Raw genomic sequence first — 18,044 nt, 5'->3', positions numbered from 1 at the left:
CAGCGGAAAATCAGGCAACAACGGATAGCAAATAGATGAGTTTTACAGCCCCCGGTCGCGAACAGAATTTTGTGCTCAAACATATCGCCAATATCGGCGAACTGGCGAGCCACGAGCGCTTTGCCGGTGCGAGCGAGGATATGGTCGAAGCGATTGTCGAAGGCATCGGTCAATTTGCGGCTGGAGAATTTGCACCGCTCAACCGGATTGGCGACACGGTCGGCGCGCGCTGGAAGGACGGAAGCGTGACCATGCCCGAGGGTTACAAGGAGGCTTATGCGCAATTCGTCGAAGGCGGCTGGGCATCGATTGACGGACCGGAAGATTTTGGCGGTCAGGGCCTGCCCTATTCGCTCTCGGCGCTGATCCTCGAAACCTGCGGCGCGGCCAATTTTGCTTTCACCCTGTGCCCGATGCTCAGCTTCGGCGCGATCGAGGCGATCCATGTCCACGGGTCCGACGAGCAGAAGGCCCAATATCTGCCCAATCTGATTTCCGGCGCCTGGACCGGCACGATGAACCTGACCGAGCCGCAGGCCGGCTCCGACGTCGGCGCGCTGCGCTCGACTGCCGAACCGATTACCGAGGGCGAACATGCCGGCAAATACCGGATCAAGGGCCAGAAAATCTATATCACCTTTGGCGAACATGATCTGACCGACAATATCATCCATCTCGTGCTTGCCCGTACCCCGGGAGCGCCCGAGGGCACGCGCGGGATTTCGCTGTTCATCGTCCCAAAATTTCATCTCGATGCCGACGGCAATCCCGGCGCACCCAATGATGTGACCTGCGTGTCGATCGAGCACAAGATCGGTATCCACGCCTCGCCGACCTGCGTCATGGCTTATGGCGAACAGGGCGAGTGTATCGGCGAAATGATCGGTGGCGAATTTGGCGGCATGAAGGCGATGTTCACGATGATGAACAACGCCCGCATCAATGTCGGATCGCAAGGCGTACAGATCGCCGAACGGGCAACCCAGCAGGCCAGCCATTATGCCACGGAACGGGTCCAGTCGGCCCGCGCTGGCAGCGGCGACAAGAGCCCTGTCGCGATCATTGAACATCCCGATGTCCGGCGGATGCTGCTGCGGTCCAAGGCGCTGACCCAAGCCGCCCGCGCGTTGCTCTATTATGCAACGTCGAGCGTTGACCGCGCTACCCTCGGCATCGAAGGAGCCAAGTCCCGCGCCGAAATCCTGACACCGCTGATCAAGGGCTATGGTACCGATATCGGCAATGAAGTCGCCTCGCTCGGCGTGCAAGTGCACGGCGGCATGGGCTTCATCGAGGAAACCGGGGCCGGACAGCATTTCCGCGACGCCCGGATTGCCCCGATCTACGAAGGCACCAACGGCATCCAGGCCGCCGATCTGGTTGGCCGGAAACTGGGGCTGGACGGCGGCGAGGCTATGCAGACATTTATCGCCGAAATTCGCAGCGAGGCGAAGGATGAAGAGAGCCTGCTGGCGCTTGCCGACAGCTGCGAGAATATCAGACAGTGGATGGCGAGCGGCGACGCGTCGATCGATGACCGGCTGGCGGGAAGCTATGCCTTCATGACCATGCTGGCGACCGCGACCTGCGGCATGCTGATGAAGAAGCAGCACCGGATTGCCAAGGCGGAACTGGGCGGCGGGAATGATCCTTTCCTCAAGGCCAAGCTGGTGACCACCCGCTATTATCTCGATCATATCGTCCCCGAAGCGCTGGGCCTGAAAGCGGCAGCAACGGGCGGAGCGGATATATTATACAGCCTGAGCAGCGCCGAGCTGGCCGGCTGATCATGACCGACACGGGCAACAGGGACGTGCTGGAACGCATTGCCGATGCGCTCGAACGTCTGGCTCCGCCACCTGCAGAACCGCTCGATTTGGCGTCCGGTGAGGCGTTTCTGTGGGACAGACGCACCGCAAGGGCGATTGCGCCGTTCCAGCCGACCGAAATCGAATTGCTCACCGGCATTGATCAGCAGAAAGACCGCCTGCTGGACAATACGACCCGCCACGCGCAGGGTCACGCCGCCCATGATGTGCTGCTCTGGGGCTCGCGCGGCATGGGAAAATCAGCCCTCGCCAAGGCGGTGGTCCGGACGCTGCAGGCGCAAGGCGAGGATATTGCCCTGGTCGAGGCACCGTCGGACCATCTGGAGACGCTCCCGGCGCTATTCGAACTTCTGGCATCATCCCAGCGGCGGTTTGTCATCTTTATCGACGATATCGGCTTTTCCGAGGGCAGCAGCGAACCGCGCACGCTACGCTCGATGCTGGAGGGCGGTGCCAGCCAGCGGCCGGCCAATGTCCGACTCTATGTCACTTCGAACCGCCGCCACATCGTACCGCGCCAGATGAGCGAGCAGGACGATCCGGTAAACCCGCGCGACGCAGTCGATGACCAGCTGGCGCTTTCCGACCGTTTCGGTCTGCGGCTCGGCTTCCACGCCGCATCACAGGACGACTATCTCGCGATCATCGCCCGCTATGCCGAGGTCCACGGGCTGGAATTCGATCGCGAGGATGCCCTGCTCTGGGCGAAACAGCGCGGCAGCCGGTCGGGCCGGGTGGCATGGCAATATATTGTCGAACTGGCCGGACGCGCCGGCACGTTTCTGTCCTAGCCTATTCCTCGGCCACCGCAGCCGGTTTGGCCGCATCCTTGCGCGAGACCCGCCAGATAATGCCGCCGACATCGTCGCTGACCAGCAGGGCGCCGGTCTGGTCAAAGCCCACCATTGTCGGACGGCCCCGCGCCTGCTGCTCGTCATCGACGAAACCGCTCAGGATCGTGACCGGCTTGCCTTCCGGCTCGCCGCGCTGGTTGAAATTGACATAGATCACATCATAGCCGGACAGGGGTTGGCGGTTCCACGAACCATGGCGCGCGACCACCGCACCGGTGGCAAAGGGCTTGCCCAGCGCCTGACCATGGGAAAAGGCGAGGCCAAGCGGCGCAACATGCGCGCCTAACGCGTAATCCGGACGCCGCTCATATTGCCGGTGATCAAGATTTTTCGGATCGACCCGCGGGTCGACATGACCGCCCCAGAAATGCCAGGGCCAGCCATAATGCGCACCCCAGCGCACTTCGGTCAGATAGTCGGGCACCATATCGCTGCCCAGCATGTCACGTTCGTTGACCACGGTATAAAATTTGTCGGTACCGGGCAGATAGGCCATGCCCACCGGATTGCGCATGCCATCGGCGTAGATGGACTTTTTGTTGGTCGCGAGTTCGACCTGCAAAATGGCAGCGCGCTGTTTTTCGACATCCATGCCGTTTTCACCGATATTGCTGCTCGAACCGACCGAGATATAGAGATATTTACCATCCTGACTGGCCAGCAGATCACGGGTCCAGTGATTGTTCGGAGCCTTCGCGTTCAGATTGGCAACCTTGCGACCCTCGGCTGTGATTTTCGTGTCGCCTTCCGCATAGGGATAGGCATAGACCGCATCGGTGTTGGCGACGTAAAGCGTATCATCGATCAGCGCCATGCCGAACGGCGAATTGAGATTTTCAAGAAAGGCGAATGTCTCGTCGACCTTGCCGTCCTTATCGCTGTCACGCAGCAGGCTGATCCGGTTGGCCGATTCGGTGCCCGCTCCGGCCTTGCTCATCAGGTTGCGCATGATCCAGCCTTCGATTCCGCTGTTGGTCCGCGGCGGGCTGTTGGTTTCCGCCACCAGCACATCGCCATTGGGCAGGCGAAACATGCTGCGCGGATGGTCCAACCCCTCGGCGAACCGCTCAACCACAAAGCCTTCGGCTGCCACCGGACCATCACCCTCACCCCAGGGTTCGGCCTTGGCGATATTGATGGTCGGGAATTTTCCGTACGGACATTGGTCAGATCGGGTTCGACGCCGGTGGTCGCATCGAGCGGCAAGCGCGCGGTATCGCCGCGGGTGAAATAATATCCTGCCCCGATCCCCAGAACGATGAGCAGAATCGCGATATTTCTAATATGTTTCAGCATGCGCGGATAATAGGTGGCGTCAATCGTCCTGACAAGCGCGGTCTGAAATGGTCAGCGGCCCTGCCACCATATGAGCAGTGCCGCCAGCACACCCAGCGCCAGTCCGGCCAGCAAGCCGGCAGAAGGCTGTCCCATATAGCCGCCGATAAAAGCGCCGGCGATCGCGCCGATCGCAATGAATATGCCGCCGCCACTGCGGTTTTTCACGCCGTCTGCGGAAGATTTGGAAGCAGGTTCGGGGGTTTCTGGATTCATGGCCGCTGCCCTAAACCACAACGTGGAGAATGACCAGAGCTTCCCGCATGACTATGCTTAACGTTCTGGTAACCTTAGCTTTTGAAGATATTTCCACCGGTCGACCGTAAAGACGGTGATGAGCTTGGAGACGAAGAGGTCTCCCGAAACAGGAGCCATAAATGCAACTACCCGTATTCATTGACTCCACCCATTATAGCGATGCCGAGCGACTGATCACCAATTATGGCGAGGAAGCCGGTCTGGAAGCAGCCAACCGCGCCGACAAGAGCCGGTCTCTGGGCAATCATCTCCATTATTGCAAATGGCGGCAGGTCGAACGGCTCTGCATCTTGCTGGCAATCGACCAGTCAATCGGCACGGTTCACTAGCTATCGGTCGGGGTTGCAGACGATCGTGGCGGCCCCGTCGGTTCTCACCGTACAATTGGGCCTGCCGGCGATATTGATTCGTCCGGTGCCATTGTTGGTAATGATCGCTTCCCGCGTCACCGCCATCTGACTGCTCGCAGGTCCGCGGTGGATCAGCGTCAGCTTTTCAACCGTCAGTTCCGGGCCTTCAAACATGCTGGCTCCCTGCAGTTCGATCCGGGCGTCGCGTACCTCGCCCGCCATCGTCACCTGCCCGCCGCCGGTCATTGCCAGATCCAGCCGGTCCGCATCGATGGCATCGATATGCAATGTGCCAAAGCCGCCAAGACGGACGCGCGGATTGCGGCCAGACAATTTGTCGAGAGTCACCCGGCCCGATCCCAGGTGCGAGATATTGCTGATCGCATAGCTGCTAAGATACAGGGTTACCGGTCCGTCACCATCATAATTGTCACGGTCCAGCGACTTGGGTCGCACCGAGACGATCAACTGCTTGCCGTTTCGCTGCAGCGATACCCGATCCAGAAGCTGGCGAGTCTCTCCTTCTGCGCGGGCAGAGGGACCCTTGCCCGACGTCAGCACCACATTCACGCCATTGCCGATCCGGATATCGTCAAAACCGAACAGGGAAAATTTCCGCTCTGCAGCCTGCGCCACAGCGGGCAGCAGCAAGGCGACGGAAAGCAAAACTATCGAGAGGAACCTCATAGCGGCCTCGCTTCGCCGAATTCCATCCAGCCGAGCCAGCGCGGGGTCTTCGGCGCATAATGGCCGGCATTTTCGATCAGCTTATAGCCGTTGGCTTCAAATGCCCTGGCCACCGGCCGGTGCAGATGGCAACCGCCGGCGATATGCTTCCACACGGGTTCGATGCGCCTTTGCCATTTTTCCGGTCCCTTGTCGGGTGCCCGGCCATGTTCGAGAAAGAGGATCTTGCCGCCGGGCTTCAGGACCCGCCGCATTTCCGACATCACCCGATCGCCATCCTGAACCGAGCAGAGCGTGAATGTGGTCAGCACCGTGTCGAAACTGGCATCGGCAAAGGGCATGTCCTCGCCGATACCGTCGCATATTTCCATGTCGAAACCGCGCTCGCTCGCTTCCTGGCGGGTATAGTCGAGCAGTCCCGCGGAGGGATCGAGTCCGGTCAGCCTGTTGACCCTGGACCGGTCGTAAAATTGCAGATTGATGCCACCGCCGCAGCCCAGTTCGAGCACATCGCCATCGGCTTTCGGCACGATCTGGCTGCGGTCCTTCATCACCGCCGGCTGCGAACAGGCGAAGCGGATCAGCTTCGGTACCGCATATTTATCCCATAGATTTGCCATCGCGGGCGAATCTGCCACAGCGACGACAGATCGCCAAGCGATTTCAGCGAGATGGCCGGGCGATCAACCGCATTTGACGGTACCGTTGCCCATTACCCGCGACTTGCACTTCGCATCGCCATGGATGCGAACATCGCCGGATCCCATGACATTAGCGTCGACCGATCCGTCGGAGGACAGCTCGACATCGCCGCTTCCGGCAACCGCTATGGTGGCACTCTTCGCGTTCAGATCCTTGCCGCTGATATCACCGGAACCGGCGATCGAAATCTCGATGGATCCCGCGGTGCCCGCGAGAGCCAGATTACCGGAACCGGCAATCTTGGAACTGAGCGAAGCCGAATTGATTTTTGCCACGCTGATATTGCCCGAACCGGCAATGCTCAGCGCGGACGAATCCGTGGTCATCGCATCGACCTGCATATCGCCAGATCCGGCGAGCTTGGCGTTCTTCAGCGACGGCGCGCTGATATAGATCGTGGCCTTGCCGCTATCGCCCCAGAATTTGTCATCACCATCGCGACCGATTTTGATCTCGTCACCGGATATTTTGTAGCGCAGCTGTTCGATGGCGTCGGAATCGCCTTCCGCCCGGATCGAGAAATCATCCGCGGTGGTGAAGATCACATCATCGGGGCCGGCCAGAGTGACGCCTTCGAACGCTCCGGGATTGCTGGCGCTGGTGCCGATGGCACTGCCGTCGGCAAAGCTGCTGCCGGAGCTGGATGCGGCATCGCCCACGGCATCGACAATCGACCCTTCGCAAGCCGCGAGCGCCAATAAGGGTGCCAAAACAATATTCTCTTCATCCATGCCTCCGTAGCTGTATTAATCGACTAATACGCCCGCGCCGGATAGAGATCAACTGAAAAATGCTGCTCCTCCGGACAAAAAAGGGGGCTGCCACATCTCTGTGTCAGCCCCTTTTTAATTTCGAAAAACGCCGGAACGCTATCGATTAATCTTCTTTCACTTCATAATATTGCGGTGCCGCAATATTGAGAATATCGAGAATCTTCGCCAGAGCCGTCGGCTCGTCGGTTTCTTCCATCGCCGCCAGTTCGCGGGCGAGGCGGCTCGATGCCGCTTCGAAAATCTGTCGTTCGGAATAGCTCTGTTCGGGCTGGTCGTCAGCGCGGAAAAGATCGCGGGTCACTTCGGCAATCGAGACCAGATCGCCCGAGTTGATCTTCGCTTCATATTCCTGCGCCCGCCGCGACCACATCGACCGCTTGACCTTGGGCTTGGCTTTCAGGGTTTCCATGGCTTCACGGAGTGTTTTGTCGGAAGACAATTTGCGCATTCCTACGCCTTCTGCCTTGTTGGTCGGAACCCGAAGGGTCATCCGTTCTTTTTCAAAGCGCAAAACATAAAGTTCGAGTTGCATGCCCGCAATTTCTTCATTTTGCAGTTCAATAACCCGTCCAACGCCATGTTTTGGGTAAACAACATAATCGCCCACATCAAAGGACAGCACATTCGCAGCCATAAAAAGCCTTTCTTGAATAAATGGAAAAGAACGCTGCTAACGTTCGAATTTCGTACAAAGTGACGAAAAAACCCTTCCGTACATATGTTTAACGACCGAACACCACCCGCTTCCTCAGGTGTCCAGCCGCCAAGTGACGCTTATGTAGCAGATTCGTCACAAAAAGCAATTTATCGTTGCATTGCACAACTCATCATGACCAGAAATGCCCATTTCCGGCATCTGGATGACAAATTCTATCTGTCCTGGCGCAACAATATCGCGGAACGGCTGTTCCGGCCAAATCCGGCTTAGTCGCCAGCGCCGGGCTTTTCGGAGAAGAAGGCCTCGAACTTGCCTTCCATGCCCTTATATTCGTCGGCATCGGCTGGCGGGTCGCGGCTGACCGTGATGTTCGGCCATTCTTCGGAGAATTTCGTGTTGATCTCGAGCCATTTTTCCAGCCCGTCTTCGGTGTCGGGCAGAATCGCCTCGGCCGGGCATTCGGGTTCGCAGACGCCGCAGTCAATGCACTCGCTGGGGTTGATGACCAGCATATTGTCGCCTTCGTAAAAGCAGTCCACCGGACAGACTTCCACACAGTCCATATATTTGCATTTGATACAGTCTTCGGTAACAACATAGGTCATCTGGTCTTAAACTCCCCAATACCGGCCCACGATTTCAGGACGGCAGAATTTGTCCTAGCTATTGCGCAATTTCTGACACGTCAACAGTTGGTTTGGCCGCTATTTCAATTACCAGTCTGCAATATCTCATAACAGGATTGCGCCTGCAAAGCGCTGCTGCGACGTTCGGGTAGCGCAATGATGCGCACCACATGCACGTCATGGCCCTGCGGTACGGTGAGAATATCGCCCTGCCGAACCCGGACATGGCCCCGTTCGATCCGCCGGCCGTTCAGCCGGACATGTCCCTTTTCAGCCAGCTTGCGGGCCATCACCCGGTTGTGGGCAAAGCGCAGATACCAGAGCAGCTTGTCGATCCGCAGCACGGGCTGTGCTGCAAGGATGCGTTGCTCCGCCCTGCCGCTCAAGCCTGCATCCTATTTCTTCATGCTGTCCCGGAGCGCCGCCAGCTCGGCGAAGGCCCCGCCAGCAGTGGCGAGAACCGGTTCCGCCTTGCGCTTGGCGGGCGCGCCCTTGTTCTTTTTCTGGTGCTTCTCGCGGGGTTTGAAATGGCTTTGGTTTTTCTTGCGCGCCATGCCTTTCCAGCGCCAATATTGAACGGCCGGTGCCGGTTCTGCCGGCCCGGATTCTGCGTCGGAAGAAACCTCTTCCACTGTCGCTTTCGCCGCATCCGCCGTGTCGGCAACCGCGTCCGGTGTGGCGGGCTTTTCCGCTTCCGTGCCGGTGTCGGCAGCACTGGCTTCGGGTGGCGCCGCGGCCTCCGCGTCCGCCGGGGCCACCGGATCTGCCGCAGCGGCAGGCGCTTCGACCGGGGCCGGCTTGTCATCGGTTTTGACAAAGCCTGCCAGATCGAGCAGCGCTTCATGACAGGCTTTCGACAGGCCGAGGGATGTTGCCAGAGCCGAGTCCACGGCGAATACCGCGTCCTGCTTGCGGGCCTCATGTGCCTGCTTGACCAGTCGCTCGACCATGTCGACCCTGACATATTCGTCGGCAATCCTGCGGAAACCGAGACGCGTGGCATGGCCGGCAGAGGAGAATGTCCCCTGTTTCAGATGCACCGCATTGTCTGGCGCCTGTTCGATCATCGGCTCTTCGTCATAGGCGGCAAACAAGGCCGTCCGCCAGAGTACAGCACCGGGTTTCATCAGCGCGTGGTGAAAAATATCGAGCGCGCCGAATACCAGGCCGGCGCGGCGCGCGTGCCCGCGCATATCATTGTCGAGCGCCCGGACGGCCTGATCGATTTCGCGCCGCGAGAGAATCCCGCCCGCGTCGACAATCTGCGCGAACAGCGCACGCACCGCCGGCGGCGTTTCCGGCTCGTTGGCAAGAGCGTCAATCTTGACCAGCCCCTGCAAATGCTTCGCCTTCATCGAATCAACCCAGGCCTTGACCCGGTCCATGACCTTCTGGCTGTCCTCGGGCGTCATATCCTTGATCGAGCGCTCGAACCTGATCTCGGGTTGCAACAGCGTCTTGCCCTTCGCCAGGACCGCAAGCCGGCTGTCGCCCCAGAGGATCGCCGGCTGTCCGGCCGAATCGGGAACCAGCTCCAGAACGGAGTCCGGTGCCTTGGCAAGAGCGTCTGCATTGTCCGTCATAATCCGTCCCAAATATCTTTCTGCCGCAGCCAGCAGCATTTTTCGATCTTCTCTCCGGCTATCGGAAGGCACGACAAATTGAAAGCCCTTGAGTGTTCCTATTTCCTGTCCCTCGACCAGGACCTTGCCGTCGTCATCGACGATGACATCCTGATGCAACATATCTTTCAGCAGACCGCGCATCAACACCCGTGTCCGCTTGTCGACGAAACGCTGGGTCAGCTGGCTGTGCATGGCATCACTGAGGCGCGATTCCAGCGCGCGGGTCCGGTCGACCATCGCCTCGGGCTGCTCCACCCAGCGGGACTTTTGCGCGATATAGCTCCAGCTGCGCGCGGCGGCGATTCGCGCGCCCAAGGTGGCGATATCGCCCTGGACATTTTCCAGCCGGGCAATTTCCTGCGCCATCCGGGCGTGGGGAATGCGACCCGATCCGCTGGCGAGATGCGGCCAGAGCGAAGCGACGAAGCGCGCCTGGTGATCGGCACCGACCTTGCGGAAATCTGGGATGGAGGCCGCTTCCCAGAGCAGCCGGATCTTGTCGGGTGATTGCGCGAGACCGGCCACCGCCCGATCCTGCGCCAGCCGTTTCAATACCGCCAGATCGACCGCTTCCGGAGCCGCCTGCAACCGGCGGCCCTGCGGAAATTCCTCCAGCGAGCCGATCAGGCGGTCGACCGAACCGAAATCCGGCTCGGCGTTGCGCCAGTAGAGCCATTCCAGCTTCGGGAAATGATGCGATTCAAGATTTTCGATATCTTCCGGCTGCAGTTCGTCCGACGTGGCAAGGCCGGTCAGCACGCCGAAACTGCCGTCCTTCTGGTGCCGGCCGGCGCGCCCGGCAATCTGTCCGATTTCCGCCAGGGTGAGCGGCCGGCGGCGGCGACCGTCGAATTTCTTCAGCGCGGCAAAGGCGACATGAGTGACGTCGAGATTGAGCCCCATGCCGATCGCATCGGTGGCGACAAGATAGTCGACTTCACCATCCTGGTACATTTTGACCTGGGCGTTGCGGGTCTGCGGCGACAGGCTGCCCATGACGATCGCCGCGCCACCGTGCTGGCGCCGCAGCATTTCGGCGATCGCGTATACATCCTCGAGCGAGAAGGCGACGATTGCCGAACGCCGCGGCAGTCGGGACAGCTTGCGCGGACCGGCATAGCTCAGGGTCGAGAACCGGGGCCGGGTGACGATTTCGGCATCGGGCAGCAAAGCCTCAATGAGAGGCCGCAGACTTTCCGACCCGAGGATCATGGTCTCCTCACGACCACGCGCGTGCAGCATCCGGTCGGTGAAAATATGGCCGCGTTCGGGATCAATGCCGATTTGCGCCTCGTCGATCGCGACAAAGGCGAATTCCCGGTCCATCGGCATCGCTTCTGCGGTGCACAGGAACCATTGCGCGTCTTTCGGGATGATCTTTTCCTCACCCGTGACCAGCGCTACCCGGTTGGCGCCTTTCAGCGCCACAACCCGGTCATAGACCTCGCGCGCCAGCAAGCGCAGCGGAAAGCCGATCATCCCGCTCGAATGGGCACACATGCGCTCGATGGCAAGATGGGTTTTGCCGGTGTTGGTCGGGCCGAGAACGGCGACAAGAGACGACTGGGAAAACGGGGACATTGCCGATACAACAGCCGATCAGGCGCGCAGTTGCAAGAGGCTTGGCGCAAAAAGCGCGGACGCTGACCGGATAACCTTGATTTTACACGATTCACCGCATGTAAACGGCCTGCACGGCGGCTTAATTTGACTTTAACCAAGTTCCTGCACAGAGGTTGCTCATATACAGGATGCAAAGTCATGAATTTGCATCGCAAGGGGTTCGTTTGTTCAAGAGTATCGACGATATCGACATGCAAATTCAGGGGTCTGCAGCGATCGCAGCCAATCCCCTTTCGTCGTCGCCAGCCCGAACCGGCTCTCCCGAGAAAAATTCGCCGAATGGCGTGAATATCTTTCCGAACTCGACTGGGTGCCCGATCTGGCGTCGACATCGGCAGCCCGACCTGGTTTCGCGGGCTGGTAACGCTGACCGCGCTATGTGGCTTTGCGATCAGCGCGCTTCCCGATTTTGGTCCGATTGCCGGACATCGCGCCGAACCGCTGAGCGGCTACCGCGCCGACCAGGCCCGCTCGCAAATGATTGCCCCGCTCGCTTACGGCTCCGACACCGGCATCAGGATGGCGGCGACGGACGCGGTGCGCCCGCTGGCGGAAAGTCCCGAACGGCCCTCGATCGAACTGGTCGCCACGCTTGGTCGCGGCGATAGCCTGCGCCGGGTGCTGCAGCGCGCCGGGGTCGCCAGCGACGAAGCCGCCCAGGCCAATGACCTGATCAGCCGTGCCGTTCCGCTTGGTGATATCAAGCCCGGCACCAAGATCGACGTGATACTGGGCCGTCGCCCGGCCAAGAATCAGGCACGACCGCTCGACCAGCTCGCCTTTCGCGCCCGTTTTGACCTCAATCTTGAAATTTTGCGCGACAGCAGCGGATTAAAGCTGAACCGCAAGCCGATCCTCGTCGACGACACGCCGTTGCGGATCAGGGGCACGGTCGGTTCGAGCCTCTATCGCTCGGCGCGCGCCGCGGGCGCACCGGCTGATGCGGTGCAGAAATATCTCCAGGTCATCGGCTCCAAATTGTCCGTATCCCGCGACATCCGCGCCACCGACGAATTTGATATCATCCTGTCCTATCGCCGCGCCGAAACCGGAGAGGTCGAAGTTGGCGACCTGATTTACGCCGGCCTCGATCGCGGCGGCAAGCCGCAGGCGCAGATGCTGAAATGGCAGAGCGGCGGCCGGACCAACTGGTTCGAAGCCTCCGGTGTTGGCCAGTCCAGCGGCGAGCTTGCCCGGCCGACCAACGGACGGATCACCTCCGGCTACGGCATGCGCCGCCATCCGATCCTGCGCTACAAGCGTATGCACAGCGGACTGGATTTCGGTGGCGGCTATGGTGCCCCCATTTATGCCGTGACCGACGGCACCGTCACCTATGCCGGACGCAAGGGCGGCTTTGGCAATTATGTCAAGCTGCGGCACAGTGGCGGCTTGGCTTCCGGCTATGCCCATATGAGCCGCATTGCGGTGAGCAACGGGCGGCAAGTCCGCCGGGGCCAGATCATCGGCTATATCGGCTCGACCGGCCTGTCGACGGGCCCGCATCTTCATTATGAACTTTATCGCGGCGGACGTGCTATCAATCCACAGTCGGTCAAATTTGTCGAACGCGCGCAGCTGGGCGGACGCGAACTGCGCCGTTTCAAGGGCGAGTTGCAGAAGCTGCAGCAAGTGGCACCGGGCGCGGCCCTCGCGCCGCTGAAAAGCGCTTCGGTACAAAGCGAACCGGAACGCGAGATCAACCGGCTGAACAAACCCCTGAAAAGCTAGGCCGGCTCTGCCGCAGCAAAGTTTTTACAGAAGAGTTGAGCAGCGCTTCCGGCTCGGCTAAGCCTTTCCCATGTCACAGCCAGCCTCTTTCCCGCACAGCCGATTGCGCCGCACGCGCACCCACTCTTGGAGCCGGGATATGGTCCGGGAGACGCACCTGACGCCCTCCGACCTGATCTGGCCCCTGTTCATCACCGACGGAGAGGGCGTGGAAGAACCGGTCGCCGCGCTGCCCGGCGTCTCGCGCTGGTCGGTCGACGGAATCGTCGAACGGGCAAGGGAAGCGCGCGATCTTGGCATTCCCTGTCTTGCCCTGTTTCCCAACACGCCGGCGGATAAACGCAGCGATGACGGCAGGGAATCGCTCAATCCGGACAATCTGATGTGCCGCGCCACCAGGGCGGTGAAGGATGCGCTGGGCAACGATATCGGAATTCTGACCGATGTTGCGCTCGACCCCTATACCAGCCACGGCCAGGACGGGCTGATCGACGACAATGGCTATGTCGAGAATGACCGCACGCTCGACATGCTGACCAAGCAGGCGCTGAACCAGGCCAATGCCGGCGCGGACATTATCGCACCATCGGACATGATGGACGGCCGGGTCGGTGCAATCCGCAATGTGCTGGAACTCGCACATCATCACAATGTCCAGATCATGGCCTATTCCGCCAAATATGCGAGCGCCTTTTACGGCCCGTTCCGCGATGCCGTGGGATCGGGAGGGCTGCTCAAGGGCGACAAGAAAACCTACCAGATGGATCCGGCCAACAGCGACGAGGCGATTCGCGAAATTGCCTTTGATATCGCCGAAGGTGCCGACAGCATCATGGTCAAGCCGGGCCTTGCCTATCTCGACATCATCTATCGCGCCAAGTCGGAGTTCAACGTGCCGGTCTTCGCCTATCAGGTGTCCGGCGAATATGCGCTGATCAAGGTCGGCGCCGAAGCCGGCGTCGGCGACCATGACGCGCTGATGATGGAGAAGCTGCTCGCGTTCAAGCGGGCCGGATGCTCGGGCATACTCACCTATTTCGCCACCGATGCGGCGCGTTTGCTGAATGGCTGAGAAAGCCGGCGATATCGTACTGGAAACCGAGCGGCTGATCCTGCGCAAATGGCGCGCGAGCGATATCGAGCCGTTCATGGAACATCTCAATACCCGCAATGTCATGCGCTGGCTGGGCGGGGTGCAGAGCCGCGAGAAATTCGACGCCGCGATGCAGCGGCTGGAAGGCTATGACCGCGACTTCGGCCACACATTCTGGATCGTCGAGCGCAAGTCCGACGGAGAAATCCTCGGTTTCTGCGGCCTCAAGAGGGTCAACGCGCCGCAACCCAAGCTGACCGGTGCCCATGAAATCGGCTGGCGGCTGCGCGAGGATGCCTGGGGCAAAGGCTATGCGCGGGAAGCCGCAACGGCCTGTCTGGACGCTGCCTTCAGCCGCTGGAACGCCCCTTATGTCGTTGCCCTGACGGTCGCCGGAAACGAGCCAAGCTGGGGCCTGATGAAACGCCTCGGCATGACCCATCGTCCAGAACTGGATTTTCACGATCCCGTTTATGGCGAAGACCTGAACCCGACCATTGTCTACAAAATCGAAGCCGAAGACTGGAGCTCCAACGCATGACCCAAGCCCTCATCCTGCCGTTCAACGGCAAAAGCCCGAAAATCCATCCCAGCGCCTTTATCGCGCCCGGCTGCAAGATTATCGGCGATGTCGAAATCGGCCCCGAATCGAGCGTCTGGTACAATTGCGTGATTCGCGCCGACGTGAATTTCATCCGGATCGGCGCGCGCAGCAATATCCAGGACGGCACCACCATCCATTGCGACAGCGCCACGCCGGCGACGCCCAACGGCAATCCGACGATCATCGGCGATGACGTGCTGGTCGGCCATATGGTGATGCTGCACGGTGCGACGCTGGAAGATCGCGCCTTTGTCGGCCTGAGCACGACGGTGATGGACGGCTGCGTGATCGAGGGCGACGCTATGCTCGCCGCCGGTGCGACGCTGACCCCGAACAAGCGAATCCCCTCGGGACAGCTCTGGGCCGGATCGCCCGCAAAATATATGCGCGACCTGACCGAACCGGCGATTGCCGGGATGCGGATGGGCGTCGCCCATTATGTGGAAAATGCCAAGGCGCACAAGGCCGCGATCGACGCGCTATAGCTTATGGATTTTTATGCTAACGCCCTGACCGGGTCGCTGTTCTTCAGGAGACGGCGAGATGACGGAAGCAATTGACGCAAGCAAGGTAGAGCAGCTGGCAGGCAAGGTCATCGGGGATGTTGCCGGCGCGATGGCCGTTTTCATGTCCTATCTCGGCGATCAGGCGGGCGTCTATGCCGCCATGGACGGGGCCGGAGCGCTGTCAGTCGACGCGCTGGCCGAGAAAACCGGACTGAACCCGAAATATCTGCTGCAGTGGCTCGGCTCCAACGCTGCCGCCGGCTATGTCACGCACCATCCCGACGGCGATCTTTTTCCCTGAGTCCCGAACAGGCGCTGGTCCTTTCCCGCGAAGGCCAGCCGGCCTGCATGCAGGGCTTTTTCCAGAGCGTCATATCCCAGTTCGAAACCCAGGCCGAAGCGGTGGAAACCTTCCGGTCCGGCAAGGGCAGGCCCTGGGGCGACCATTCGACTTGCTGCTTCTGCGGCACCGACCGCTTCTTCCGGCCCGGCTACGAGGCCTGTCTGATCGATCAATGGATTCCCGCGCTGGACGGCGTCGAAGCGAAACTCAAGGCCGGGGCCAAGGTCGCCGACATCGCCTGCGGCCACGGCTCCTCCACCGTATTGATGGCAAAAGCCTATCCCGACTCTACAATTCACGGAATCGACTTTCACGAACCGTCGATTATCGAGGCGCGCGCCAAGGCCGCTGCGGCGGGCGTGACCAATGTCGAATTCCAGGTCGCCTCGGCGCAGGATTTCCGCGGCGAGGATTTCGACTTCGTCTGCATTTTCGATGCGCTGCACGACATGGGGGATCCGGTCGGCGCCGCCGCGCATATCCGCAAGGCCCTGCGTCCGGACGGCAGCTTCATGCTGGTCGAACCGCTCGCCGGGGACAATATGGCAGACAATCTCCACCCCCTCGGCCAGATCTTCTACGCCTTTTCGACCACCATCTGCACACCCGCCTCGCTGGCGCAGGATGTTGGCCTCGGCCTCGGCGCACAGGCGGGCCAAAAGCGGCTGACCGAAGTGCTCAATCAGGCCGGTTTCTCGAACGTCAGGCGCGCGACGGAAACGCCGACCAATATGGTGCTTGAAGTAACCGGCTGAACCGGGAGGGAGGACCGGCCGCCGCGAATCAGCGCAGCCGGTTCTTCATCGCCTCGATATCCGCCTGCTGCCGGTCGACCTGGGCCTGCACCAGGTCACGCTGCGCGCTGATAATGGCGGTGCCGCCCGATTCGTCTGCGGCGGTCTCGCGCTCGAGCTGCTCCCGGTAAAGCGCATCGATATCGGCCAGCGCCTCGACCGACGGGCTGCGCTCTATCTCCAGCGCGGCCAGTTCCATATGTGCGACCACCCAGGCCTCGCTGGATTCCGCCGCACCGCGCGCCGCATCGACTCGGCTTTTGACGGCCGGCAGTCGGGCCTGAAAACGATCATGCGCTGCTCGACTTTGCGCGATGGCTGCGTCCAGCTTGATCTGCTGATCGGCTGAAAGAGAGGAAATCGCGGTAGCAGGGGCTGCCGCTGCGTCCATGGTTGCCCCGTCTTCATAGGGTCGCTTCTGAAGCGACGGAAAATCGCCCTCCTGCATTGCGCAACCGGACAGCGTTACCGTGATAATTGTCACCAAAGCTGGGAGTTTTTTCATTGCTCTGTCTTTACGAGAGGCTTATCCGCTCTGCAACGGCGAATCTCCGGCCAGGAAGCGGAGTGGTGCCGGGTCGCCCTGAATAGCCAAAATCGCCTTAAGCCGGTTGACAGTGCCGGTCCCATCGGTTAGCTGCCCACTCTTTCCAGCGTGAGCCGAAAGACTCGCGTTGACGGGCTTGTGCGCTGGAACCATAAATTTGAAACGGAAAATAGCCATGTTCGCAATTGTGCGCACCGGCGGCAAACAATATCGGGTTGCCGCAGGAGATATTATCGCAGTCGAAAAACTAGCTGGTGAAGCTGGTGATTCGGTAACCCTCGACGACGTTCTGCTTGCCGGTGACGGTGGCGACATCAAGGACGTGAAGGGTCTGACCGTTGCGGCCGAGATCATCGCCCAGGAAAAAGGCGAGAAGGTCATCATCTTCAAAAAGCGCCGCCGGCATAATTATCGCCGCAAAAACGGCCATCGCCAGCAGCATACGGTTCTGAAGATCAGCGCCATCGGCTCTGAAAAAGCTCCGAAGAAGGCTGCTCCCAAGAAGGAAGCTGCGCCTGCCGAAGACAAGCCAGCGGCGAAAGCCAAGGCTGCTCCGGCTGCGGAAGCCAAGGCTGAACCAGCCAAGAAGGCACCAGCGAAAAAGGCTGCTGCCAAGACCGAAACCAAAGCAGCTGCGGCCAAGAAGGCTCCAGCGAAGAAGCCAGCAGCCAAAAAGCCGGCTGCGAAGAAAGAGGACTAAACCATGGCACATAAAAAGCAGGTGGTTCATCCCGCAACGGTCGCGACTCCGAAGGTCGTCGCCTGGGCGTCAAGAAATTTGGCAGCGAAGCCGTTGTCGCCGGTAATATCATCATCCGCCAGCGCGGCACGAAGACCCATGCGGGTCGCAATGTCGGCATGGGCAAGGACCACACATTGTTCGCGCTCATTGATGGCAAGGTGGAATTCCACAAAGGCAAGCTCGGTCGCAAATATGTGTCCGTCGATGCCATGGCTGAAGCCGCAGAATAACCGGATAATCAATAAAGGGTTATCCACCAGAGGGATGACCCGGCAGGTTCTACGGAACCGGCAATTTCAGGGAGAGGGTCATCCTCTCCCTTTTTATGTCTCCCTGTCATAGCGTCACGATCTTGTAACGGGTC

At 60.2% G+C, this 18,044-nt stretch carries 21 protein-coding genes; 11 read left to right on the top strand and 10 right to left on the bottom strand.

Going from position 1 to position 18,044, the window contains the following annotated elements:
• Nucleotides 1–35: 35 nt before the first annotated feature.
• Both C8024_RS08340 and C8024_RS08335 read left to right on the top strand, forming a co-directional pair.
• Complete coding sequence (locus C8024_RS08340; RefSeq protein ID WP_173204049.1) at nt 36–1,787, top strand: acyl-CoA dehydrogenase; 1,752 nt, start codon at nt 36–38, stop codon at nt 1,785–1,787.
• A 2-nt stretch (nt 1,788–1,789) separates the two neighbouring features.
• Nucleotides 1,790–2,620, top strand: coding sequence for an ATP-binding protein (locus tag C8024_RS08335; protein ID WP_173204047.1), 831 nt, complete (start codon nt 1,790–1,792; stop codon nt 2,618–2,620).
• Between the two features lies 1 nt (nt 2,621).
• Here the strand turns inward: C8024_RS08335 and C8024_RS21305 are convergent, their stop codons facing one another.
• Nucleotides 2,622–3,776, bottom strand: a complete 1,155-nt coding sequence (locus C8024_RS21305) for a sorbosone dehydrogenase family protein (protein ID WP_367947227.1) — start codon at nt 3,774–3,776, stop codon at nt 2,622–2,624.
• Between the two features lie 254 nt (nt 3,777–4,030).
• Complete coding sequence (locus tag C8024_RS08325) at nt 4,031–4,234, bottom strand: hypothetical protein (protein ID WP_173204045.1); 204 nt, start codon at nt 4,232–4,234, stop codon at nt 4,031–4,033.
• A 161-nt stretch (nt 4,235–4,395) separates the two neighbouring features.
• Here C8024_RS08325 and C8024_RS08320 point away from each other — a divergent pair, with 161 nt between their 5' ends.
• A complete protein-coding gene (locus C8024_RS08320; protein WP_100092837.1) occupies nt 4,396–4,605 on the top strand; it encodes a hypothetical protein in 210 nt (69 codons plus the stop codon).
• Here the strand turns inward: C8024_RS08320 and C8024_RS08315 are convergent, their stop codons facing one another.
• The 7 genes from C8024_RS08315 to C8024_RS08285 form a co-directional block, all read right to left on the bottom strand.
• Nucleotides 4,606–5,313 (bottom strand): DUF2807 domain-containing protein, encoded by a 708-nt coding sequence (locus tag C8024_RS08315; RefSeq protein WP_173204043.1) that lies wholly within the window; start codon nt 5,311–5,313, stop codon nt 4,606–4,608.
• Nucleotides 5,310–5,933: a class I SAM-dependent methyltransferase gene (locus C8024_RS08310; protein WP_100092839.1), complete on the bottom strand. Its 624-nt coding sequence runs from the start codon at nt 5,931–5,933 to the stop codon at nt 5,310–5,312. The genes C8024_RS08315 and C8024_RS08310 overlap by 4 nt, the downstream gene beginning before the upstream one ends.
• A gap of 63 nt (nt 5,934–5,996) precedes the next feature.
• On the bottom strand, nt 5,997–6,725 hold the full coding sequence (locus C8024_RS08305; protein WP_173204041.1) for a head GIN domain-containing protein: 729 nt from the start codon (nt 6,723–6,725) through the stop codon (nt 5,997–5,999).
• A gap of 166 nt (nt 6,726–6,891) precedes the next feature.
• Nucleotides 6,892–7,422, bottom strand: a complete 531-nt coding sequence (locus C8024_RS08300) for a CarD family transcriptional regulator (protein ID WP_100092841.1) — start codon at nt 7,420–7,422, stop codon at nt 6,892–6,894.
• Nucleotides 7,423–7,712: 290 nt separating this feature from the next.
• On the bottom strand, nt 7,713–8,051 hold the full coding sequence (gene fdxA / locus C8024_RS08295) for a ferredoxin FdxA (protein ID WP_100092842.1): 339 nt from the start codon (nt 8,049–8,051) through the stop codon (nt 7,713–7,715).
• 104 nt (nt 8,052–8,155) lie between these two features.
• A complete protein-coding gene (locus C8024_RS08290; protein WP_240616938.1) occupies nt 8,156–8,362 on the bottom strand; it encodes a S4 domain-containing protein in 207 nt (68 codons plus the stop codon).
• Between the two features lie 105 nt (nt 8,363–8,467).
• Nucleotides 8,468–11,278 carry a helicase-related protein gene (locus C8024_RS08285; protein WP_173204039.1) on the bottom strand — a complete coding sequence of 937 codons (2,811 nt, stop codon included), beginning with the start codon at nt 11,276–11,278 and terminating at the stop codon, nt 8,468–8,470.
• A gap of 519 nt (nt 11,279–11,797) precedes the next feature.
• On the opposite strand from C8024_RS08285, the gene C8024_RS08280 reads away from it, so the two are divergent.
• From C8024_RS08280 to C8024_RS08260, 6 genes are all read left to right on the top strand, one after another.
• Nucleotides 11,798–13,051, top strand: coding sequence for a M23 family metallopeptidase (locus tag C8024_RS08280; protein ID WP_254305718.1), 1,254 nt, complete (start codon nt 11,798–11,800; stop codon nt 13,049–13,051).
• A 70-nt stretch (nt 13,052–13,121) separates the two neighbouring features.
• Nucleotides 13,122–14,123: a porphobilinogen synthase gene (hemB, locus tag C8024_RS08275; RefSeq protein ID WP_173204037.1), complete on the top strand. Its 1,002-nt coding sequence runs from the start codon at nt 13,122–13,124 to the stop codon at nt 14,121–14,123.
• On the top strand, nt 14,116–14,685 hold the full coding sequence (locus C8024_RS08270) for a GNAT family N-acetyltransferase (RefSeq protein ID WP_173204035.1): 570 nt from the start codon (nt 14,116–14,118) through the stop codon (nt 14,683–14,685). The genes hemB and C8024_RS08270 overlap by 8 nt, the downstream gene beginning before the upstream one ends.
• Entirely contained in the window at nt 14,682–15,233 is a 552-nt protein-coding gene (locus tag C8024_RS08265) for a gamma carbonic anhydrase family protein (RefSeq protein WP_173204033.1), read from the top strand. The genes C8024_RS08270 and C8024_RS08265 overlap by 4 nt, the downstream gene beginning before the upstream one ends.
• Nucleotides 15,234–15,291: 58 nt before the next feature.
• Nucleotides 15,292–15,555 (top strand): hypothetical protein, encoded by a 264-nt coding sequence (locus C8024_RS21300; protein WP_254305717.1) that lies wholly within the window; start codon nt 15,292–15,294, stop codon nt 15,553–15,555.
• A gap of 47 nt (nt 15,556–15,602) precedes the next feature.
• A complete protein-coding gene (locus C8024_RS08260) occupies nt 15,603–16,352 on the top strand; it encodes a class I SAM-dependent methyltransferase (RefSeq protein WP_254305716.1) in 750 nt (249 codons plus the stop codon).
• Nucleotides 16,353–16,380: 28 nt separating this feature from the next.
• Here C8024_RS08260 and C8024_RS08255 read toward each other — a convergent pair whose 3' ends face one another.
• The gene (locus C8024_RS08255) at nt 16,381–16,896 is read right to left on the bottom strand and encodes a hypothetical protein (RefSeq protein ID WP_173204031.1); all 516 of its coding nucleotides are present in this window, start codon (nt 16,894–16,896) and stop codon (nt 16,381–16,383) included.
• A 217-nt stretch (nt 16,897–17,113) separates the two neighbouring features.
• Here C8024_RS08255 and rplU point away from each other — a divergent pair, with 217 nt between their 5' ends.
• Both rplU and C8024_RS08245 read left to right on the top strand, forming a co-directional pair.
• Nucleotides 17,114–17,638 (top strand): 50S ribosomal protein L21, encoded by a 525-nt coding sequence (gene rplU / locus C8024_RS08250; protein ID WP_100092850.1) that lies wholly within the window; start codon nt 17,114–17,116, stop codon nt 17,636–17,638.
• Nucleotides 17,639–17,700: 62 nt separating this feature from the next.
• Nucleotides 17,701–17,910, top strand: a complete 210-nt coding sequence (locus C8024_RS08245) for a 50S ribosomal protein L27 (protein ID WP_173204096.1) — start codon at nt 17,701–17,703, stop codon at nt 17,908–17,910.
• Nucleotides 17,911–18,044 lie beyond the last annotated feature (134 nt).

Origin of the sequence: Sphingopyxis sp. BSNA05 (assembly GCF_013265645.1) — a bacterium.
Classification (GTDB): Bacteria; Pseudomonadota; Alphaproteobacteria; order Sphingomonadales; family Sphingomonadaceae; genus Parasphingorhabdus.
The sequence above is the reverse complement of the archived record's forward strand: the minus strand, read 5'-3'. Positions and strand labels throughout refer to the sequence as shown.